Origin of the sequence: Chryseolinea sp. T2 (genome assembly GCF_037203685.1) — a bacterium.
Classification (GTDB): Bacteria; Bacteroidota; Bacteroidia; order Cytophagales; family Cyclobacteriaceae; genus Chryseolinea.
The window spans coordinates 198957-217044 of the sequence record NZ_JBBCAU010000010.1 but is presented as its reverse complement, the minus strand read 5'-3'; the positions used below and the strand labels follow the sequence as shown (position 1 = coordinate 217044).

General features: G+C 45.1%; 18 protein-coding genes. 11 read left to right on the top strand and 7 right to left on the bottom strand.

Features of this window, described 5'->3' with window-relative positions; genetic code table 11:
- Positions 1 to 124: 124 nt before the first annotated feature.
- Positions 125 to 436, bottom strand: coding sequence for a hypothetical protein (locus WBG78_RS27220; protein ID WP_337329681.1), 312 nt, complete (start codon positions 434 to 436; stop codon positions 125 to 127).
- A 243-nt stretch (positions 437 to 679) separates the two neighbouring features.
- Between WBG78_RS27220 and WBG78_RS27215 the strand changes: the two genes are divergently transcribed.
- Positions 680 to 1099 carry a response regulator gene (locus tag WBG78_RS27215; RefSeq protein WP_337329680.1) on the top strand — a complete coding sequence of 140 codons (420 nt, stop codon included), beginning with the start codon at positions 680 to 682 and terminating at the stop codon, positions 1097 to 1099.
- Between the two features lie 29 nt (positions 1100 to 1128).
- Here the strand turns inward: WBG78_RS27215 and WBG78_RS27210 are convergent, their stop codons facing one another.
- Positions 1129 to 1398 carry a hypothetical protein gene (locus WBG78_RS27210; RefSeq protein WP_337329679.1) on the bottom strand — a complete coding sequence of 90 codons (270 nt, stop codon included), beginning with the start codon at positions 1396 to 1398 and terminating at the stop codon, positions 1129 to 1131.
- Positions 1399 to 1715: 317 nt separating this feature from the next.
- On the opposite strand from WBG78_RS27210, the gene WBG78_RS27205 reads away from it, so the two are divergent.
- From WBG78_RS27205 to WBG78_RS27190, 4 genes are all read left to right on the top strand, one after another.
- Positions 1716 to 2315 carry a DUF2490 domain-containing protein gene (locus tag WBG78_RS27205; protein WP_337329678.1) on the top strand — a complete coding sequence of 200 codons (600 nt, stop codon included), beginning with the start codon at positions 1716 to 1718 and terminating at the stop codon, positions 2313 to 2315.
- A 183-nt stretch (positions 2316 to 2498) separates the two neighbouring features.
- Complete coding sequence (locus tag WBG78_RS27200; RefSeq protein ID WP_337329677.1) at positions 2499 to 2891, top strand: GlcG/HbpS family heme-binding protein; 393 nt, start codon at positions 2499 to 2501, stop codon at positions 2889 to 2891.
- 31 nt (positions 2892 to 2922) lie between these two features.
- Complete coding sequence (locus WBG78_RS27195; RefSeq protein WP_337329676.1) at positions 2923 to 3735, top strand: SDR family oxidoreductase; 813 nt, start codon at positions 2923 to 2925, stop codon at positions 3733 to 3735.
- Between the two features lie 126 nt (positions 3736 to 3861).
- Complete coding sequence (locus WBG78_RS27190) at positions 3862 to 4269, top strand: nuclear transport factor 2 family protein (RefSeq protein ID WP_337329675.1); 408 nt, start codon at positions 3862 to 3864, stop codon at positions 4267 to 4269.
- Between the two features lie 3 nt (positions 4270 to 4272).
- Here the strand turns inward: WBG78_RS27190 and WBG78_RS27185 are convergent, their stop codons facing one another.
- Positions 4273 to 4794, bottom strand: a complete 522-nt coding sequence (locus WBG78_RS27185; protein ID WP_337329674.1) for a winged helix-turn-helix transcriptional regulator — start codon at positions 4792 to 4794, stop codon at positions 4273 to 4275.
- Between the two features lie 40 nt (positions 4795 to 4834).
- Positions 4835 to 5782, bottom strand: coding sequence for an adenylate/guanylate cyclase domain-containing protein (locus tag WBG78_RS27180; RefSeq protein WP_337329673.1), 948 nt, complete (start codon positions 5780 to 5782; stop codon positions 4835 to 4837).
- Positions 5783 to 6153: 371 nt separating this feature from the next.
- Here WBG78_RS27180 and WBG78_RS27175 point away from each other — a divergent pair, with 371 nt between their 5' ends.
- Positions 6154 to 7032: a helix-turn-helix domain-containing protein gene (locus tag WBG78_RS27175; protein ID WP_337329672.1), complete on the top strand. Its 879-nt coding sequence runs from the start codon at positions 6154 to 6156 to the stop codon at positions 7030 to 7032.
- A gap of 47 nt (positions 7033 to 7079) precedes the next feature.
- On the top strand, positions 7080 to 7553 hold the full coding sequence (locus WBG78_RS27170; RefSeq protein ID WP_337329671.1) for a nuclear transport factor 2 family protein: 474 nt from the start codon (positions 7080 to 7082) through the stop codon (positions 7551 to 7553).
- A 108-nt stretch (positions 7554 to 7661) separates the two neighbouring features.
- Here the strand turns inward: WBG78_RS27170 and WBG78_RS27165 are convergent, their stop codons facing one another.
- Positions 7662 to 9056, bottom strand: a complete 1395-nt coding sequence (locus WBG78_RS27165; protein WP_337329670.1) for a sigma-54-dependent transcriptional regulator — start codon at positions 9054 to 9056, stop codon at positions 7662 to 7664.
- 817 nt (positions 9057 to 9873) lie between these two features.
- Here WBG78_RS27165 and WBG78_RS27160 point away from each other — a divergent pair.
- Positions 9874 to 10179: a phosphoribosylpyrophosphate synthetase gene (locus tag WBG78_RS27160; RefSeq protein ID WP_337329669.1), complete on the top strand. Its 306-nt coding sequence runs from the start codon at positions 9874 to 9876 to the stop codon at positions 10177 to 10179.
- A gap of 439 nt (positions 10180 to 10618) precedes the next feature.
- Positions 10619 to 10954, top strand: a complete 336-nt coding sequence (locus WBG78_RS27155; protein ID WP_337329668.1) for a hypothetical protein — start codon at positions 10619 to 10621, stop codon at positions 10952 to 10954.
- 272 nt (positions 10955 to 11226) lie between these two features.
- Here WBG78_RS27155 and WBG78_RS27150 read toward each other — a convergent pair whose 3' ends face one another.
- A complete protein-coding gene (locus WBG78_RS27150) occupies positions 11227 to 12666 on the bottom strand; it encodes a hypothetical protein (protein ID WP_337329667.1) in 1440 nt (479 codons plus the stop codon).
- A gap of 567 nt (positions 12667 to 13233) precedes the next feature.
- On the opposite strand from WBG78_RS27150, the gene WBG78_RS27145 reads away from it, so the two are divergent.
- A complete protein-coding gene (locus tag WBG78_RS27145; protein ID WP_337329666.1) occupies positions 13234 to 13785 on the top strand; it encodes an RNA polymerase sigma factor in 552 nt (183 codons plus the stop codon).
- Positions 13782 to 13997, top strand: a complete 216-nt coding sequence (locus WBG78_RS27140; RefSeq protein ID WP_337329665.1) for a hypothetical protein — start codon at positions 13782 to 13784, stop codon at positions 13995 to 13997. The genes WBG78_RS27145 and WBG78_RS27140 overlap by 4 nt, the downstream gene beginning before the upstream one ends.
- Before the next feature lie 223 nt (positions 13998 to 14220).
- On the opposite strand, the gene WBG78_RS27135 is transcribed toward WBG78_RS27140, so the two are convergent.
- Entirely contained in the window at positions 14221 to 17871 is a 3651-nt protein-coding gene (locus WBG78_RS27135) for an RHS repeat protein (protein WP_337329664.1), read from the bottom strand.
- Between the last annotated feature and the right edge of the window lie 217 nt (positions 17872 to 18088).

The following is an 18088-nucleotide window of genomic DNA, read 5'->3' as shown; positions in this document are numbered from 1 at the left end:
CTTCGCAAAGGTTGCTGACTGGAGGAACTATTATTTTTCAAATTCTTTCAAATACTTTGAATACTGCAGCCAGCAAAATAAAAACAGCAACAGCCAATGGATGTACCACTCATGCCAATGGTCGTTAACTGAACGGCGCATTATTCATTATTCCATGACGAATAAGAAACAGGCCCTTTTGATTAGTTGGCGGATATGCGAGCGCATACAGGTAATACTGCGGACTAATTTCATTGACCCGTATCGGATAAATCTGGTCCACCCTGATCGCCTTCAAAGCGAGGTATGAACTATCCTGTACACAACGAATCTCATTGGCAACCCAAACAAAATTAGCTGTATACCCCTGGCCCTGCAGCCTGTCAACGAGGTCATCGTATCGACGAAGGTCTGCTACCAGTGTTGCGAGAATGGATTCAGCGAAATGTGTGTTCATACTATTTAAGGTTTATTAACTCTGAAACTATTCCCTGTGTCGTGATAGTGTGGTGACGATTGATATCGCGACTGTTTTTTTCTTTCGTTAGCTGCAGTATACTTTTCAACGGTACTATACTTTTATATAGCGCTAACGATTGTATTGATAAACTCATTAATTTCGTTCCGCTAACATGCATGAGCCTGTCACGGCATTAATAGCTCGTTGCGTCAAAATCCGGACCTGCATCGAACGCAAATCATGACAAACGACATTAACATCCTGGTGGTTGACGACAGCGAAATTGATCGCTACATCACTATCGGCCTTTTTAGTTATCTGTTCAAGAAAGTCAGTTTCCAGGAAGCCGATAATGGTGAGGATGCACTGACAATTCTTCAAGATGCTGGCAAACAATTCCCACACCTGGTTATCGTGGACATCAACATGCCTGTAATGAATGGCTTCCAGTTCATCAAGACCTACGAGCAAATCTTCTGGAAACATCATCCCGATACATTCCTTTATTTTGTCAGCTCTTCGTGCGCGGCAGATGACGTAGCGAAGGCGCTGCAGTTCTCGTCCGTTGCCGGATATCTGACCAAGCCATTCGATCTTGTTAAAGTCAGAAAGTTGCTTATGCCATTTCAGATCAGTTACGTAACCAGATCTAAGTCGTGAAGTGCACAACCTCTACCACTGGTTTACGGTCACTCTATGTCGTCGCCCGCTGACAGACATGCCGGAACTATCATTTTCGATCCAGCCTGTGTACTGACGCTACAACGCTCCATTGGACTTTTTACATTGTGACTAGCATAGTCTGCGGGCATAAAAATGGTCAGGCTAGCGACAACCATTTCATCATCTGCGTTGTAGTCATCCCCTGGCCAGCTGACTTTCATCATCAGCAAAACGCCCAACACGAGGAATGCAAAGGGACGAAGCTTCTTTGATCTTTCACTTACAGTATTCTTCATGTTGGTACCTATTCTAAAGAATCAAGCCAATGGCAGTCGCCCAGATAAATGCGTAAGCATATAATAAAGATGATCGCTTTCCCGCAGAAGCACTTCTCTCTGCGCGCCAAATAGTTGGCAATTCAGTGCCTCCCCTTACAACGCATATACGCGAGTGACAAAGTCAAAAATTCTGACGCTTAGGAAGAATTAGATTGGTACGCAGAGGCTTTACTTTATCCGACCAAACAGTAAGTCCAGGCGATACACTCATGACACGGGCGAGTCTTTACAAAGTTTACTTATCAGTCTGCGTAATACAAAGCATCACACACTACGTGTTCGCGCAAGAACCCTATCGCCCGACCATAGCCTGGAACCTCCCGGGCTTCATGTATCAGGCATCCCCAAAAGTGAAAGTGATGGCACAATATGGCATCAGCACTCAGCGCATGCAAGTGGTGTATCCTCAAGTATTTATCACGCTCAATAAATATGTAACTCTTAACCCTGCTTATCTGTTCATCGACTTTGGCAACGCAGGTGGTTATCATTACCAGGAACACACTACCATGAATTCTATCATCCTCACAGTTCCCGTCGGAAAATTTCTTATTGAAGACAGGAATATGATATGGAACCGGTTTGGAAACACCGGTGAGGATTCTCATTTCTATCGCAACAGACTTCGTTTCAGTCATCCGCTTTCCCCCGGCACCAACGCTCCCCGCCTGTACATATATAACGAGGCATCCTACTATTTCGGTGCGGGGAAATGGGTGAGAAACAGAATTGCCATCGGTCTTGAAACTTCCGTAACACGGTGGTTCTTCATCGATTTATCCATGCTTCGACAGTACGACCGATACGAGGGACAGTCAAACGTATTATTTCTGATGTGGTTGTTTCAGCCGTGGCATTCCCGGAAGCGCGTGTAAGGATGTGATTGATGTTGCGTGGCGATGAACCATCAGCGCACTATCTAATAAGTTCATTCTATAAACGGCATAAAGAAATACTTTGAACCGAACAGAGAAAGACAACTTATCAGTATCCATGAACTTTACACCGTCAGCAACGCATGATCAGCAAATCGAAGTTCAACTTATACAAACTTAAAAATGAGTATCACTACTAAACAGGCTGCCCGCGCAATTGAGTTGGCAGCAGCAAAGGCGCAGGAGATAAAGGTGCCCGTAAATATTGTCGTGCTCGACACAGGAGGTCATTTAAAACATTTTGTCAGGATGGACGGAGCATTGCTCGGCTCTATCGACATCGCGATGCAAAAGGCAAAGACGTCGATGCTGTTCAGGATGAATTCAGAGTCAGTCGGAGAGTTTCTACGTCCAGAGGCAGCAGCTTACGGGCTGGAGAATACAAATAATGGGCTCGTTGGATTTGCCGGCGGCCGGCCAATTTTCAGCAACGATGAAATTGTCGGATACATTGGCGTTTCCGGCGGCGCCGTGCCACAGGATCTGCTTATCGCAGTTGAAGGATGCAGAATTTAAATAATCAATAACCAAACAAAAACGAAAATCTATGAAGGACAAAAAGAGAATCCTTATTACCGGAGCAGGTTCGGGATTGGGCGAAGGAACTGCGATCGGCCTTGCCAAACTAGGTCATTCCGTTATAGCCGGTGTGCAGATCTCACCACAAGTGACTGCCTTGCGTCAGAAGGCGATTGATCTTGGAATTGAGAAAAATCTACGAGTAGAAAAACTTGATGTCACGGATGCTTATGATGTTGCCTTTGCAATAACATGGGACATTGATATTCTCCTTAGCAACGCAGGGATTGGTGAGGCCGGTCCGGTTTTTGAAATACCGATTGATCTTGTTCGCAGAAACTTTGAAACAAATGTTTTCGCCGGGTTAAACATCGCGCAAAAATTCATTGCCAAGTTCATCAATGAAAAAAGGAAAGGGAAAGTGGTGTTCACATCATCGATGGGTGGACTCTTCACGCCTGCCGGTTATGGGATATACGTATCAACCAAGCACGCCCTGGAAGCGATCGCTGAAGCGCTGTCAACCGAGCTTGCGAAGTACAACATTAAGATTCAAACGATCAATCCAGGTGCCTACCTGACCGGCTACAATGAAACGATGGCCGACAATCCATTCCGTTGGCTCGACGACAAGAAGAATTTTACCAAGAAGGCCGAGATGCGGGCAACTTTTGATTCATTGCTCAACACGCCTCAGGGACGACTGGATCCTGCCGAAATGATCGATGCCATGATTAAGATTGTTCCATCGGACGAAGGAAAATTCAGAAACGTTGTCCCTCAATTTGTCGAGGACATGCTGAAAGATACACAGGAGAAGGCCTGGGTGGCGACCATATAATGAAGCCGTTAACTTAAGAAACACTTTCTGGTGAGGTTTGGGTGTCAGAACCCCTGGTCGCCTTTGTCAAGGGGACATTGGTGGCCGGGGTTCGACGCACCTGCCATTCCAGTCAACTATCTCAACATGAAAAAGAAGAACATCAACAGAAATCTCATTCAGAAAGGATTTGAAAAATGGTCAGCAGGCACAGCTGACTTCTTTGAACTCCTGTCTGACGACGTGAACTGGACCATCACTGGCAATAGTCCGATATCAAAAACCTATACGAGCAAAAGACAGTTTCTCGAAGAAGCCATCGAACCTCTTAATAAGAGGCTTGCTAAGACAATCAAACCAACTGTTACCGGACTGTATGCCGAGGGTAACATGGTAATTGCTTTGTGGATCGGCAAAGCTATGGCGAAAGACGGCACGCCTTACAACAATACCTACTCGTGGTATATGAAAATCAAGAAAAGCAAAATAACAGAAGTCACGGCATTCTTTGACACTGTTTCACTGTCGCTGCTATGGGAGCGCGTAAGGCCGTAAATATTACCAGTCAGGCTCAGGAGTTTTACCTTTTCCCTTTTTACTCTTTTGCTGCGTGTCCCCGATTCTTCCAAATACATGCTTCTTGTGATTTTCTCCCCATGCCACCAGAGCGTCGAGGAGCTTTCGAAATGAATTGCTATATGGTGTTAACTTGTAAATGACTTTGCCAGGCGTCCGGTCGTCTTCCGCTCTCTCAACAAACATATTTAATTCCAGCTCATGCAACTCCCTGGATAGTGCCCTGGGGGTGATCCCTCCCACGCTCCTCTGAATTTCATTGAACCTTTTCGGCCCTTCGATCAAAGCGACGATAACAAATATTCTCCACTTTCCGCTGATGACATAGAGAGTGTCTTTTAACGCCTTGATGCTATCGCGGCAATTCTTTACGCTATGTTGCTGACGCCTGGTCATGCCGTAAATAAATAACGGATCCTGGAAAACACGATACACCACTATACTTAAGTATACTGCTCCACCTGCAGAGACAGATTCAAAATGAATTACCAGTCGGCACAACATAACGCATGCTCTAGACGAATTCATCCGGTCTCTGCCCGCTTCAATGACCAGCTGGTTTGCCAGTTGAGCTGTTCACAAATGGCATCCCGAGGAGGTAAACATCCAGACTTTCTCTCACTCCCTTGAGATTTACCACCCTCGTTGAGTACTCAGTGTTGAATTCGAGTGCGTGAAAAACGTCTTTTGAAATAATGAAATTGTTGTTGAGTGTTCTGGTTATGCTTTGCAGGCGGGACGCAATACTTACGTTGTACCCCATAACAGAAGTAATATCTTTCGAACAGCTATAGATGTTACCCACGATCACCTTACCCGAGTGTATCCCGATCCCCGCCTCAAACAGGTAGTTAAAAAAGGGTTTGAAGTAAGTTTGGTTCTGCCTTCTCAGTTCATCCAGAATCCTGAAACCTGCCTTAACGGCATTTGATGCTGACTGGATTGTATTAGTGCCGTCAAGGCCGAATACTGCGTACAAGCCGTCGCCGTTTGTTTCAATAACATCACCCTTATAATATCCTATTGCATCATAAAATAGTCTGAACAATCTCCTGAGCACATGAACCACGTCGAATGCAAGGCTTTGTTCGGAAAACGGAGTGAAGTCTTTGATATCAATGAAAAACAATGAAAGCATTCTTTCGCTGCCGATTTCACTTTCGGCGTCGATCGATTGCGCGCCGAGGTAGAACCCCACATCATCGTCGTCGCGGATGATCCGCTGTACTTTAGCGCTTCCTTTCGTTTGTTGTGTCTGACACGCCAATCTTACATTCAGCGGAAGTCTTCCTCGTTCGCGGAGCCATTCTTCTCTATCACTGGACGGGCTGAGGTTTTCGGAACCTTCGATGACGACGACTCTGCAGGTTGTGCAATCACCTTTGCCGCCACACGTATGAAAGATAGGAACGTTGTTTTCAATCGCAGCATTAAGAATCGTTTGACTCCTTTGGATTGGAAATGGAGGTGTACCAACTATCTCGATGTTCATGCCGGGCCAATTATCTGTTGACAGTCCAGCGCACACAGGCCTGTGAATGCAATGACTGGTTATTTGATTACGTGATTGAAAGTTATGTTGACGTTTCCAAGGTCAGGTTCGCCGGGAAAGTCAATTACTTTCCCTATAGCGATCACAACGCATCACACTCGGTTCAATAGACGTTACTGCGAGTCCGAAAATTGCGGAGGACGGATCGCCGATCAGCGATATATCGCGACCCTGTCGTACGACATTTGTCTCGTAGAGCGCTCACAATCTGACAGATACAACTCCGGCACTTTCTTTGGATATCAGGAGGCACGAAGCCACCAAAAGAACTTACACCCAATGAATCAAGTCACCGAGAAAACATCCTAGACATGCACTCGCCGTCAAACCCCACAAACAATCTGCTGCTCAACGGTAATACAGTCGTGACGCTAGACGCCAACCCTCCTATCCGGTATAAGCGAACACTGTCAGAGACTGCCGGAACTGTATTTCTAAAAGACAATGCGCTGCTTTATGTAATCAGCGGAGAACTGCATTTACGGTATGGAAGTGTGATGCACCGCGTTGAAAGAAAGCAGATTGCCTTCATCAAAAAAGACTCGCTGGTAGACGTGCAGGCATCCCCGCGACAGACCGACGAGCAGGTGGAATGCTCGTTTGTAATTGTCTCGCTGGAAAGAGACACCGTTACTGAGTTCCTGAAACTAGTTGAGCTCACTTATCCCGAACGAGGTGAATCAAAGTCCATCAACGTATACGCTACAGGCAAACAACTCCGCAGATTTTTCCAGTCGATGAAAACCTATTTATTGACTTCCGGCATCGACCGGCGTCTGGCGAAGATCAAGATATTCGAACTTTTGTTCAATCTGGCAGAGGCCGAGAGGAACATCTTTATGCAGCTTATGGATCTGCGCCAGCATTACCGCACCGACATCACTGCGGTTGTAGAGGGTAATGTAACAAATTCCATAGCGCTGGACGAGTTGGCGTCCCTATCGGGCAGAAGCTTGTCAAGTTTCCGGCGGGATTTCCTGGCCATTTATAACATGCCTCCTTCAAAATGGATAAGACAAAGACGGTTGGAAAAGGCAAAAGAGATGCTTCAGCATACCACCATGTCTGTAACCGATATCTGTTTTAGCCTGGGCTTCGAGAACATTGGTCACTTTTCAAAGTTATTCAAAACGCACTTCAATTGTCCGCCCTCGCAGTACCGGTTTAATACACCCAATCTATCAAGATAAACCATTACAGACCCGTCTGAAGATTCACTTAAACCTTTAGAACTCTAATGAAACATCCTTTAATACTTACCGCCATGATCGTCTTTTCGATTCAAACCAACGCTCAGGATACCCGCGAAGAATTTTCCAACAAAGAAATTATCGCGAAAGGATTCCAGCAGTGGCACGATGGAAACGGAAACTTTTTCGATTTACTTGTGGATGATGTGCGCTGGGAAATAACAGGTTCAACTCCTCATTCAAAAACATACACTTCGAAAAAGCAATTCCTTAACGAAGTGATCATTCCACTCAACAAGAAGCTCAGGATCAAAATTAAGCCGACTGTCAGAAACATCTTCGCCGATCACGACATGGTGATTGTGCTGTGGGATGGAGAAGCCACTGCTTTAGACGGCAAGGCGTACCGCTCGTCTTATTCCTGGTATATGAAGATGAAGAATGGAAAAATAACGGAAGTTGTAGCGTTTCTCGACGGCATCGAGTTCGCGGATATTATGAAGAGAATAAAAACTGATTAATCCAGGTATTCTGGAGTACATCGCGGGCAGGAAGTGCTATTGAGCTATCTCAGCGCAGAACTGTCCTGAGTGGCAAGATAGTTGGAACGTGCTCATGGCACATGGAACTCAGGAAAGATACTCCTGCTTAGAAATGCCAAGTCTTGCAATTTTTGACTCCAGTGTTGTTGGTGCAAGTTTCAATATGTGTGCGGCCCCCTGCTCACCTCTGATTCGGCCGCCCGAAGACTTAAGTACAGAAATAATGTAGTCGCGCTCGGTCATGCGTTGAATCGCTTTCACATCTTCCAGTGTTCTGGGACCAGCAGGAGCTTTCGTCGCATTAAAGTCTCTTCTGAGATTCGATGCATTGCCCAGGTTCAGCATGCCCCGGTTGTCGTGCAGCACCACAGTTTGTTCGATCAGATTCTCGAGTTCCCGAATGTTGCCAGGCCAGTCATGGGCCAGCAACATTGCCATCATGTCACCATGTATTCCTTCAAATTTTCTGTTATGCGTCTTACATAGCGTCCTGGCAAAGAACACAGCCAGTTGCTCAATGTCCGATTTGCGCTCACGCAACGGTGGCACTATCAGCGGAAAGACGTTGAGGCGGTAGAACAGGTCGAGCTTAAAACGTCCCTCACCAACTTCCAACTCCAGATTCCTGTTTGTTGCCGCGATAATTCTGACGTCGACACTTTTTGTGACCGTGCTTCCAAGGGGATCGATCTCCTTCTCCTGAAGCACCCGCAGTAATTTTGTCTGTGCCGCCAACGGCAATTCGCCGATTTCGTCAAGGAAAATTGTACCTCCATTTGCCTGTTCAAACTTTCCAACACGCGAGCTCACTGCACCGGAAAAAGCTCCCCGCTCATGACCGAATAGTTCGGATTCAATAAGGTCTACCGGCAATGCCGCACAATTGACTTTTACCAACGGACCTTTCGAACGCGCGGAGCCCCGATGAATTGAAAGTGCCAGTCGCTCCTTGCCAGTGCCCGTCTCTCCCAGTAATAGCACTGATGTATCGTATGGCGCCACCCTCTTTGCCTGATCCAGAACCCGAAGCAATCCGGGATCATTGCCTATAATGCCGTCGAAATCAGCGGGCTGGACAGCAACCGGTGGGTCAACGTCCGGGCTATTCTCGTAACGATATCTGGCAATATCCAGGGCCACCCTTACGTCGGCTGCGCGAAACGGTTTGACCAGGAAGCCATATGGATTTGTTTTGTTTGCCTCCTCCAGGATGCTCTGAGTACAATAGGCGGAGATGTATATGAATGGTATCGATCGGGCGTTCAGCTGAATAGCAAGGTCGATGCCCGTGAGAGGTCCCTTTAGATTAATATCCAACAACACTATTCCCGGACGATGAAATTCAATCAGGCGCTCAGCTTCTTCGACTGATTCCGCTGTTCCCGGCACAGTATATCCGGCCTTTTCGACGATGAGTCTTAAGTCCTCAGACACAATGAACTCATCTTCTACTACAATGATTTTTCTTTCCAGTCTTCTCATGCCGATTGAGAACAATGCCGCAATTTCAAAAAATAAGATAGCAAAAAAAGAGAAGAAATGATTTGTACAGTGCTATCCGCAAATTTTACATTTCACTACTGCGTTGAACAGGCCATTTTTATACCATGAGGCATGAGAATCCAATGATCGCTCTTCTGCTGTGGTGGGCTCGTCTTCAGACGATATGCAAAAGGACGATTGCGCGTGTCGTAAATCTGTCTGGCCGGAATACGGTAGCGAGAATATTGCACGCTGAATTAATTGAGGGACGAAAGTCACATCGATCATTTACTAAATCAAGCTCCCGACAGGCGGAGCGATTTCCCCGGACAGAGGAAAAATGACTTCGATTTGTACGCCATTGGTAGATTCGAATTGGATGAACCTCGTCCCATCAAAGTGTCAGCAACTCGGTGGCCTCGATTCGATCGCGAACATTATTGAGGAGATCATTAAATCTTTATCGTATGCGAGCATAAAAGGTATCCCGTCATTTTGAAAGCCAAAATCATAACGCTGTCCTCTTATGTTCCATTAATTGTTGTCTCTTGTGCCCGCACATGCAAATAGTGGAATTGAAGGTGGCGAACTTAGGAAGATTTGTCAAGCCGGTTAACAAACATGTGTCCTCTCTCCGCTCTTTAACTGGTTGGAATATTGCAACTGAATACACGAATCAGACATTTCTGATGCCTCGGTAATGCAATACTTTGCAGTTGTATAACTCATCATTGACTTCGGCCAAACAGTTACTTGCTATTCGCCGCAGACATATTTGTGGTTAGACCCGAAAAATCCGAATACTAAATCGAAGCGTATGAAAACTTATGATTCCCTGATCGACGCCCTGACGGACTTAAAAAAGCGAGGTTATGAACACGACTTTAGGAAGGACCCGACCTGTCTATATTGCTTCGCCTACAACCTTCGGTTTACACCCGAACAATTTACCGTTGACGAAGTGTACAGGTTTGAAGAAGATTCCAATCCGGATGATAACTCAGTACTCTATGCGGTCTCCTCACATACTGGAATGAAGGGCACGGTCGTGGATTCGTTTGGTATGTATGCGGAGCAAGTGACGTTTGAAATGGCGCGGAAATTCGATGTTGGAAGGTTGTAATTTGGTCGGCCTGAAGCATTAAATTCTTAAGGCGGCATCTGCGATACAGCCGCCTGATCTTGAATTTGTAGGCCACGATATACTGGACCGATTACTCCGTCAATGCGTTATCCAATTGTGACGGTTTAAAAGAATCTTTCCAGCCGACGGATTTGAACACGTATGGACTTATTGACGAGATTGAGAAAGCTTATGACTTTCGTGATCGATTAATAGCTAACAATCCCGAGGATCACACAGATGTATGAGAGCGGACATCAACTATGTCACTTTCTCCTGCCACACCCAGGCAGAGAGTAGCGATGACTAAACCGAGAACCATGATTCATTACAAAAGAGGTTAGCTTCTCAACGACGCTTACGCCCTCTTTTAAAATCGATAAAATATTCCCAATGCGTTATTCCAATAAACATTAACCACATTGTCCTGGTCTTCTGATTGCCCAAAACTGGCCAGATACTTTGTCTGCAGGGACGCTCCAAACTTGTCAGTAATGGGGACGTTGACGCCGAGCCTTGCTGCAACAGCAATCCGGGCACCGAAGGTGCTATTGCTTTCATTGGTGTATGGGTCATGCAGTTGGTACCCTGTTTTAGTGAAATGGCATCCGATTTCAACGCCATAAAAAAGTTCAAGATGTTTCTGAAGGACAAAGTCACGACGGGACTGCGCGCTGAGTTGGTACACCACCATATCGTCATAATGGATCGTGCCGAGTTCGTCTTCATTGACCTGGTAGTAGAAAAGATCTTCCTTTGTACGTACCTGGAGTAACCAGCAGTGACCCCCATGGCGGTTCGTTTCTTCTTTCGTTTCCTGGTTTTGGACAGTGTCACGCTTACACCTCGACCCGGCTCGAATACCGATTTCATTTCGTCAATGGGAATCTCATACGAAGCCATAACAGAAAGTTCCTGTGCTGCGGCGCACGTACAAAGGCCGATTAGTGACACGGCCATGATGAGTATTTTTTTCACTGTACTAAAATGTCAGTTAGATTTAGCTGTGCCCGTATAGACTTGTCGCAACCGGTTCTACCCGTTGAGTTATGGCTTAGGAGATATCATCCAGAAAGAACCTTTCTCCTGGTCGTATTTCACCACTTTGTTGGTTCTATTAAGCGGAACAAAGTAGCTGGCATCGCTTTTCCCGCCCGAAACTTGCATATTTATCAAGTCCCAACTGGACGTAGAATTTATCTGGCGGTCCTTCCATACCAGCTGATATTCTTCGGGCTGAGGTACAACACTGCGATAGTATGTCAAATCGGCACCATACTGAGCAATTGCCGTCTGAATGTGTTGGCCATTGTTATCAAATTTCACCTGGAAAAAATTCATACCGCCGAAATTGTATGCCGTGATGATCCGCACTTCGAGCGTATTTGTCTTTGAAGATATCAGTACGTCCTCCGGGTCCAGCGCCACCGAGTACACTCCATAAATGTATTCGGGAATTGAGTAATGTGCTTTAATATCGGTTTTGATCTCGGGCTTCAGGATCTTCTCAAATGAGTGTTCCTGGCGATACACCGGGTTGCCTGTTGCGTAGTCATATTTGATTAAATAGAGTGCATTGAGTTTGCTTTTATCAGGCCACATGAAGCCGACGGCGACGATAGACCTGTCTTCGGCATTCCAGAAGAGCGAAGGAACAATGAATTCACGATCGGCCACTTCAGAAGGCCTGAAGTCAAGCTTTCGGTGGTTGATGACACGGCCCTCTGGATCCATCTCTAAGACTTCTACGACAGCAACTTCTTGCTTTTTAACTCTCTTGATAAAAGATTTGGTTAGAATGGCATTGTTGCCCAGGAGACCGGCGAAATCCCAGCTATGTGCGTTTTCTTCATCCTGGTCAACCGGCAATACAATGTCCTTTGAAATAAGCTTGCCCGACTTAAGGTCCATAGTATAAAGGCGATAAGGTGGTGTGTTTTCATCTTCATTGTCGAAGTCTTTGCTCTCCGCCAGGATCTTCAATTCACCCTTAACAAGATAAGGTGCAATTACTGCCGGCTTCACTTTGGGATCTGTTATGAACTTGTTAAGGTCCGAATGGAAGGCATATTCCTTCTTAACACCGTCATTGGTAATGTGTGTGATTCTGACTCTCTCGGAGAATTCAAGCTGTGTCTGCACCTCAATGATATAGGTGGCGATTTCATCGGTCAATATTTTCATATAGGGCTGGGCCGGCAATCCGAATTCTTTTTCCATGGTCACTTCCCATTTCTTTCTGCCCTCGAAGTCATACTTCGCAAGGTGAAAGTCGCCCCTTACAATTACTCCATCTGTACCTTCGGTCACATCAATCCGTGGAGGCAAGGAAGAGATATTTGGTCCGGACCCTGACTTTGCATAAATGGACCACGTTCCCTTTCGATTAAATCCTTTAATCGGATCATCCAGTTTAAGCAAAGGCACCTCCTGTGCTATGGCGGAACTTGTCATGATGATTCCAAAAATTGCAATAACTTTTTTCATATGATTATGGATGTATAGATGGATGCACTAAAGCGCAGGCATATCGTGCCAGCGCTAACAAACAAGCGTCGGCGCATAAAAACCAATTGACTCGATCACCCCAGAGACGCAAAAACGATCTTATATATCTAACTTTATAACTTGCCTTGGAGAGGGCTGGCGGTTTTTCGGGCGCAAGATATAGCTGCCAAATAGCTGGAAAAGTGTGTTTTGGTTCAAATTCATACACGTGTTACACTTCACATGTATGCCATGACGCTTAAGACATTATTGACCTCATTTAGTCAGGTTCAACTCCTTTGTATGTTGTATTCGTCCAGTTCGACCGACTACCCACATGTTCCGGATGAGCTTTAAACAAGCCAAAAACGGCCACAACTCCTGCCCTACACTATGAAACGCCAAATCAATTTTCAACAAATACAAACTCGTCTACAACGTGACGTAATAGTCGACGAATGCAATCGTTATTAGCGGCGCTCATTCGTAAGTTGCAACACTTTGTTGTAAGTAAACCCGATGACTGCTGGCCATTCCAGTTCCGCTTTCGAGCAGGAACTAGTTAAAATGCTTTGTTCTGATAATCCAACTGAGCTCCAAAAAGCCTGGAATCAATTGTATCTTCGATGCTATCCTCAGATACGTTCGCTTATTCTTAAGAAAGGCGGAACACTCGATGAGGCGCACGATCTGTTACAAGATGCGCTTACGGCTCTGTTAGTGAATCTCCGCGAAAATAAGTTTGAATCCCGCGCAAGTGTGTCCACGTATTTGTACGGTATTTGCTTCAGACTATTCTGCAAGCGGTTTCATAAGCTTAACAAAAAGCTTACTGCCGAATTGGAATTCTGGAACGATCAGATACTGGCGTCAGACTATGATCCAGAGCGCGACATTATGTGGGATCGGGTAGCGACGGCGCTTATGGATAAACTAGGGCCTGAGTGTCGCGAGGTCCTTGTAGAATTCTACTTTAATAATAAGTCGATGAGAGAACTTCAGGCACGCTATGACGTTAATTCAGAACAGGCTATGAAGAACAAGAAGATGAGGTGTCTGAAATACCTGCGGGATCTTATTGACCTTTCAGATTTAAATCCAGAAATTAAAAAGAAATGAGTACTACACAACAGCATCAGAAACTCATCGAAAGATATTTTGAAGGAGCGTTGTCACTTGCAGAGCAGGAGGACTTAAAACAGTTGTTGTTGGAGGATAAGGATGCTCAAAAGGATTTTGACAATATGAAGATCGCTGTGGAGGCTATCAGGGCTTATGGGTTTCGGGAGATGTTGAAAAAGATCAAGAAGGACCTGTATCCCGAAGAATGAACAGGTCAACAGAAAACTTACGATTTATACCAAGCTTTCGAGGGCTGTTGCCCTCCGATAGCCATTACGTACCAATCGACAAACAGATTACTATACCCCACACTTTACACTGTCTAAACAGTGTAAAGCTTGACCTCAATAATAGGGCCTTTGTGAATCGAGCAGCTTTTAAGAAATTGCTCTAAGTTCCCGCCTGCGCTTTCTAGTTTAACCAAGACTTCCACTAGTTATTATAGTATTGGTACTTATAAGTCGTCAGTACATTTCCATCCTCATCAACAACATTTTTCAATCGTCCTGCAGCATCATACTGATAGTAATGGGACACGTTGTTAGGGTCGGTCATCGACTTAACATTGTCAAAATGCGTATCATATGATATCGTCGTCAACTGAGTACCACGTGGATATACCCTTATTTCGTCCAGTTTCGTGCCAGCGGAAATATTTCTGTTAAAGGGTATTTCACCGCTGAATTTCCACTTATTCGAATCCCAGTACCAATAGGTCATCATCAGATCTTCAGTTGATGAAGGATTGAAACTTGTAGTTGAAATGGTATAGCTGCCTGATGCAAGGCATTTCTCGCCCGTTTTTGCATTTGTATCGGTTCCTGTCTCTTCAAAGCCCTCCACGAAGATTCTTGACGAATTAGCTCCAAGTGCCTTGGCAATAATTTTTGTACCATTGTAGCCCCAGATGTACGCAATATCAGGCAGCTTGCGAGAATCCATGTCTTTCAAATTTCCTATTGCATCGTAGGCTAATGTCGCCTGTACCTTATAATCAGAGGAGGGAACAATTACCGATGGATCAAACGTCGTCACATTTTGAAGCGGAGTGCCCTCGAACTTATATAGCTGGACAGGAAGTCCGATGTCGTTATAAGAAATAACATCCGCCTGAGACCATCTTCCATTAATTGCAGTTAGCGTTTGGACTGGCATGCCTACAATAAATTTCTCACGAAGGGTCACAAAGTTGCCCACGTCATTGTAGTCATCAATGTATTTGGTGCTAACTTCTTTTATTTGTCCGTCACTCATTGTTTGACGTGTTTTTGACAGCAACGCGTGTTCCGGATTGTCATAATAAAATTCAGAGACGCTTGTGACAGGATTTAAACCATTCATATCATAGTTCGTCTCTGTCGTTCGAAACATATAAAACCAAAAAGCGACATTCCTGTATTGCATGGCATCCAGATGGTCCAATGCGTATGTGATAGTTAACACATCCCCCACATTGTGGTTATGGCAAGGCCCATGAATTTGCTGTACATAGTTGTCTGAGTCCCAGAGTATACAGCGTGTCCCTCCTAATCCTACCGACCATGCGTGATTGATAGGCCGGTCAAAAATAGGGTCTCTGTGATTCGAATTTCTGCATCCTGAAATCTCCCACGTAGCATCGATGCTTGCCTGATCGCAGGTTATCACCGCGTCCTGGGAAAGAGCAGGATCATAGCGTCTACGCACAACCAGGTTTTTGACTTCTTTATGAACACGATCATCTGTCTTGTACTCATTCAAAACATTTTTTATCAATACAAGCCCGCCGGACGTGTTCTTAAAAATCCTGGTTTCCTTTTCTAATCCATTGTTCCATCCAAAATTGCTCGATGGAACACTTAGAATCTCATCGGTTCCCCAGACCTGTTCAGGAAGTTGATCCAGGTTGACTATAAACTCATGCTCAGTGACACCGTCTATTGCAGTCGCGCCAGTGGTGACTGTTACAAATTTATAGAATACATTTCCCCCATCCGCTGGATACAAGTTGCTCATGCTCGAAGAATGCATGATGCCATTGTTACAATATATGGTAATAGTCTCCCCGCCATTGTATGTGCTACATGTAACTTGCATCATTTGCTTGTCAGTTGCGAAATATCTCGGAAGTCCGCGTGACACGCCCGAAGATACCGACGGATTGGCCAATTGCGAATAAAGATAATTGGTGGATGTTGTTACGCCGCTTAGGCCATCAGTATCAAGTGTCTTAGCGACTCTTACACCTCCAGTCTCAATATTTGTTTCCACAAGCTGCGGCCCCGCGCGCAAATAGCTCGTCATCAACTTACCCTGAACTATTCGTCCCGTCGCACTGAGCACAATCCGATACAGCCTATCTTTGTTGACATCCAAATATTTAGTCACTGGCTGGTCGTCCAGAGTTAGCTGGACGCTATATACCTGAGTAGGTTGATTCGGGTTATCGGTGAGATCCAAAACTGTTAGTGATACAATGTGGTGCTCTGGATCAAATCCATCTTGAGGATAATCTTCTCGCTTTGATAGCGCGCGAACATTGATGTATAGTTCTTGCGTGTATTTGATTGACATCGTATCCCGGGTTACGGAATTCAGTATATTTAGTCCGGAACCTGTTATATCAATAGTATCACCAATTAACGGGGGATAAACATACTTCGAGCCAAAGTAATTATTCTGCTCGTATTGAAGGGTGGTTACACCACCCGTTGGCCACGTGATGGTTTTTAACATGCCTTTCTTACTAGAATTTGCATGTATTTCCCTGTCTCCACCGATGCCGTCAAAGATTTTGCGACCTTTATCGTCTTCTCTCCTCATTTCATCAACCGGAACGAAGTATTTATTTACTGCACCGTTGAAGTATCCCCAATGGTCCTGCGCATATGAAAGCCTTGGTGGTAAGGCATTGATATCTTCATAGCTAAGCAAATGCGAATTGATTAACGCGCCGTTGACATCGCGCTGTTCCACCGAGGTTAGGAACAGTCTCTTTTTAAGAGTTTCGGTAGTCCATTCATTAAAAAATGCCTGATTTTGGCTTACAGAGTATGTGTATCCCAATTTAAATTTCTTCACAACGGCACCGTGGCGATCCTTAACAACTACTTCGTTCAATCGATAGTCATCGGCGATATCCTGTCGATCGCTTGTTGAAACAAATTCCAACGATCCATAACCAACCGCACTGACTTTTTTCAGTCGTTTGCCGAGAACACTTGAGTTCGTTTGACAAGCCTGGATATAGTCGTTCATACAGGGTTCTGATATTTCAGGTTGTGCACATACGAAGTTAGAAATCGACATATTTCTGCCGACAGTCTGAGTAATACTTAGTGGATACTGATATAGATATTCATCGTACTCCAAAATAATGCTGTCACCGGCGGGATGTTTTATTTTGGTTAGAAACCAGGAGTTGACACGTCTCGCGTCAAATGTCCGTCCGCAGCCAGTTCCTTCACTAGTTGTTTTGGTGGATTCGGTGGCTTCAAAGGTGTAACACACACCATCAGGTGTTGTTATTTTGAAGTATCCTTTTGATTCGGAATTCTCTAAGAGATGTTCAATGGAAATGTTTTGGTGCGGCATGACGATCTGCTCGCCTTCCCTGGAATACATGAATTTGCCAGCATGACCCATGAAATTGAACGCATAAAGATCCTGTTCTGAATCAAAACCATTTACGGGATCTGCCTTTTCCAAGTACCTGATGCCTTCAACTGTGCTTGCGCCAATCTGCGCTGGATAGGGCTCCGGATTTGCATCATCGGGCTGGTCCCTGACTATTTTGGTTACGACACCACCTGCGTTGAGGGACCATCCGAGACCTACCCAAGAGGCGACCTGATCTACTTTTACGCCATTTGAGCTGTAGCTGAGGGAAAGAGGCAGAGAAAGGTTTCGTGTGGCGTAAGTATGAATAGGAATAGTCACGTTAGCGCTTCCGGTGGCAAGCCCGATGGGCAAGAGACCGTATTTGCCCAGCTCTGCCGCTGTTGGTGCCGGAGGGAGCATATTTTCCGAGCGTTCAACGATCTGTTGAGCAAACGAATATAAACTCACTAAAGCTAGAAGAACTGTAAATCTAATGACCTTCATAACATACTGTTACTTTACCTAATTTAGTTCCCGAAAGAAACAGATGGTCATCAGTAAATTCGGTCAATTTGTATGTAAAATCATCATCGTGCCTAAATAATGCGACAACTTGCTAAATTCTGCGACGGTCTTTATTGAATACCGTTTACGTCAGAGGTATTGGTTGCCTACAACAATCTAAAGCGTTGATTAATATAAACAACGAGACACTGCGCCA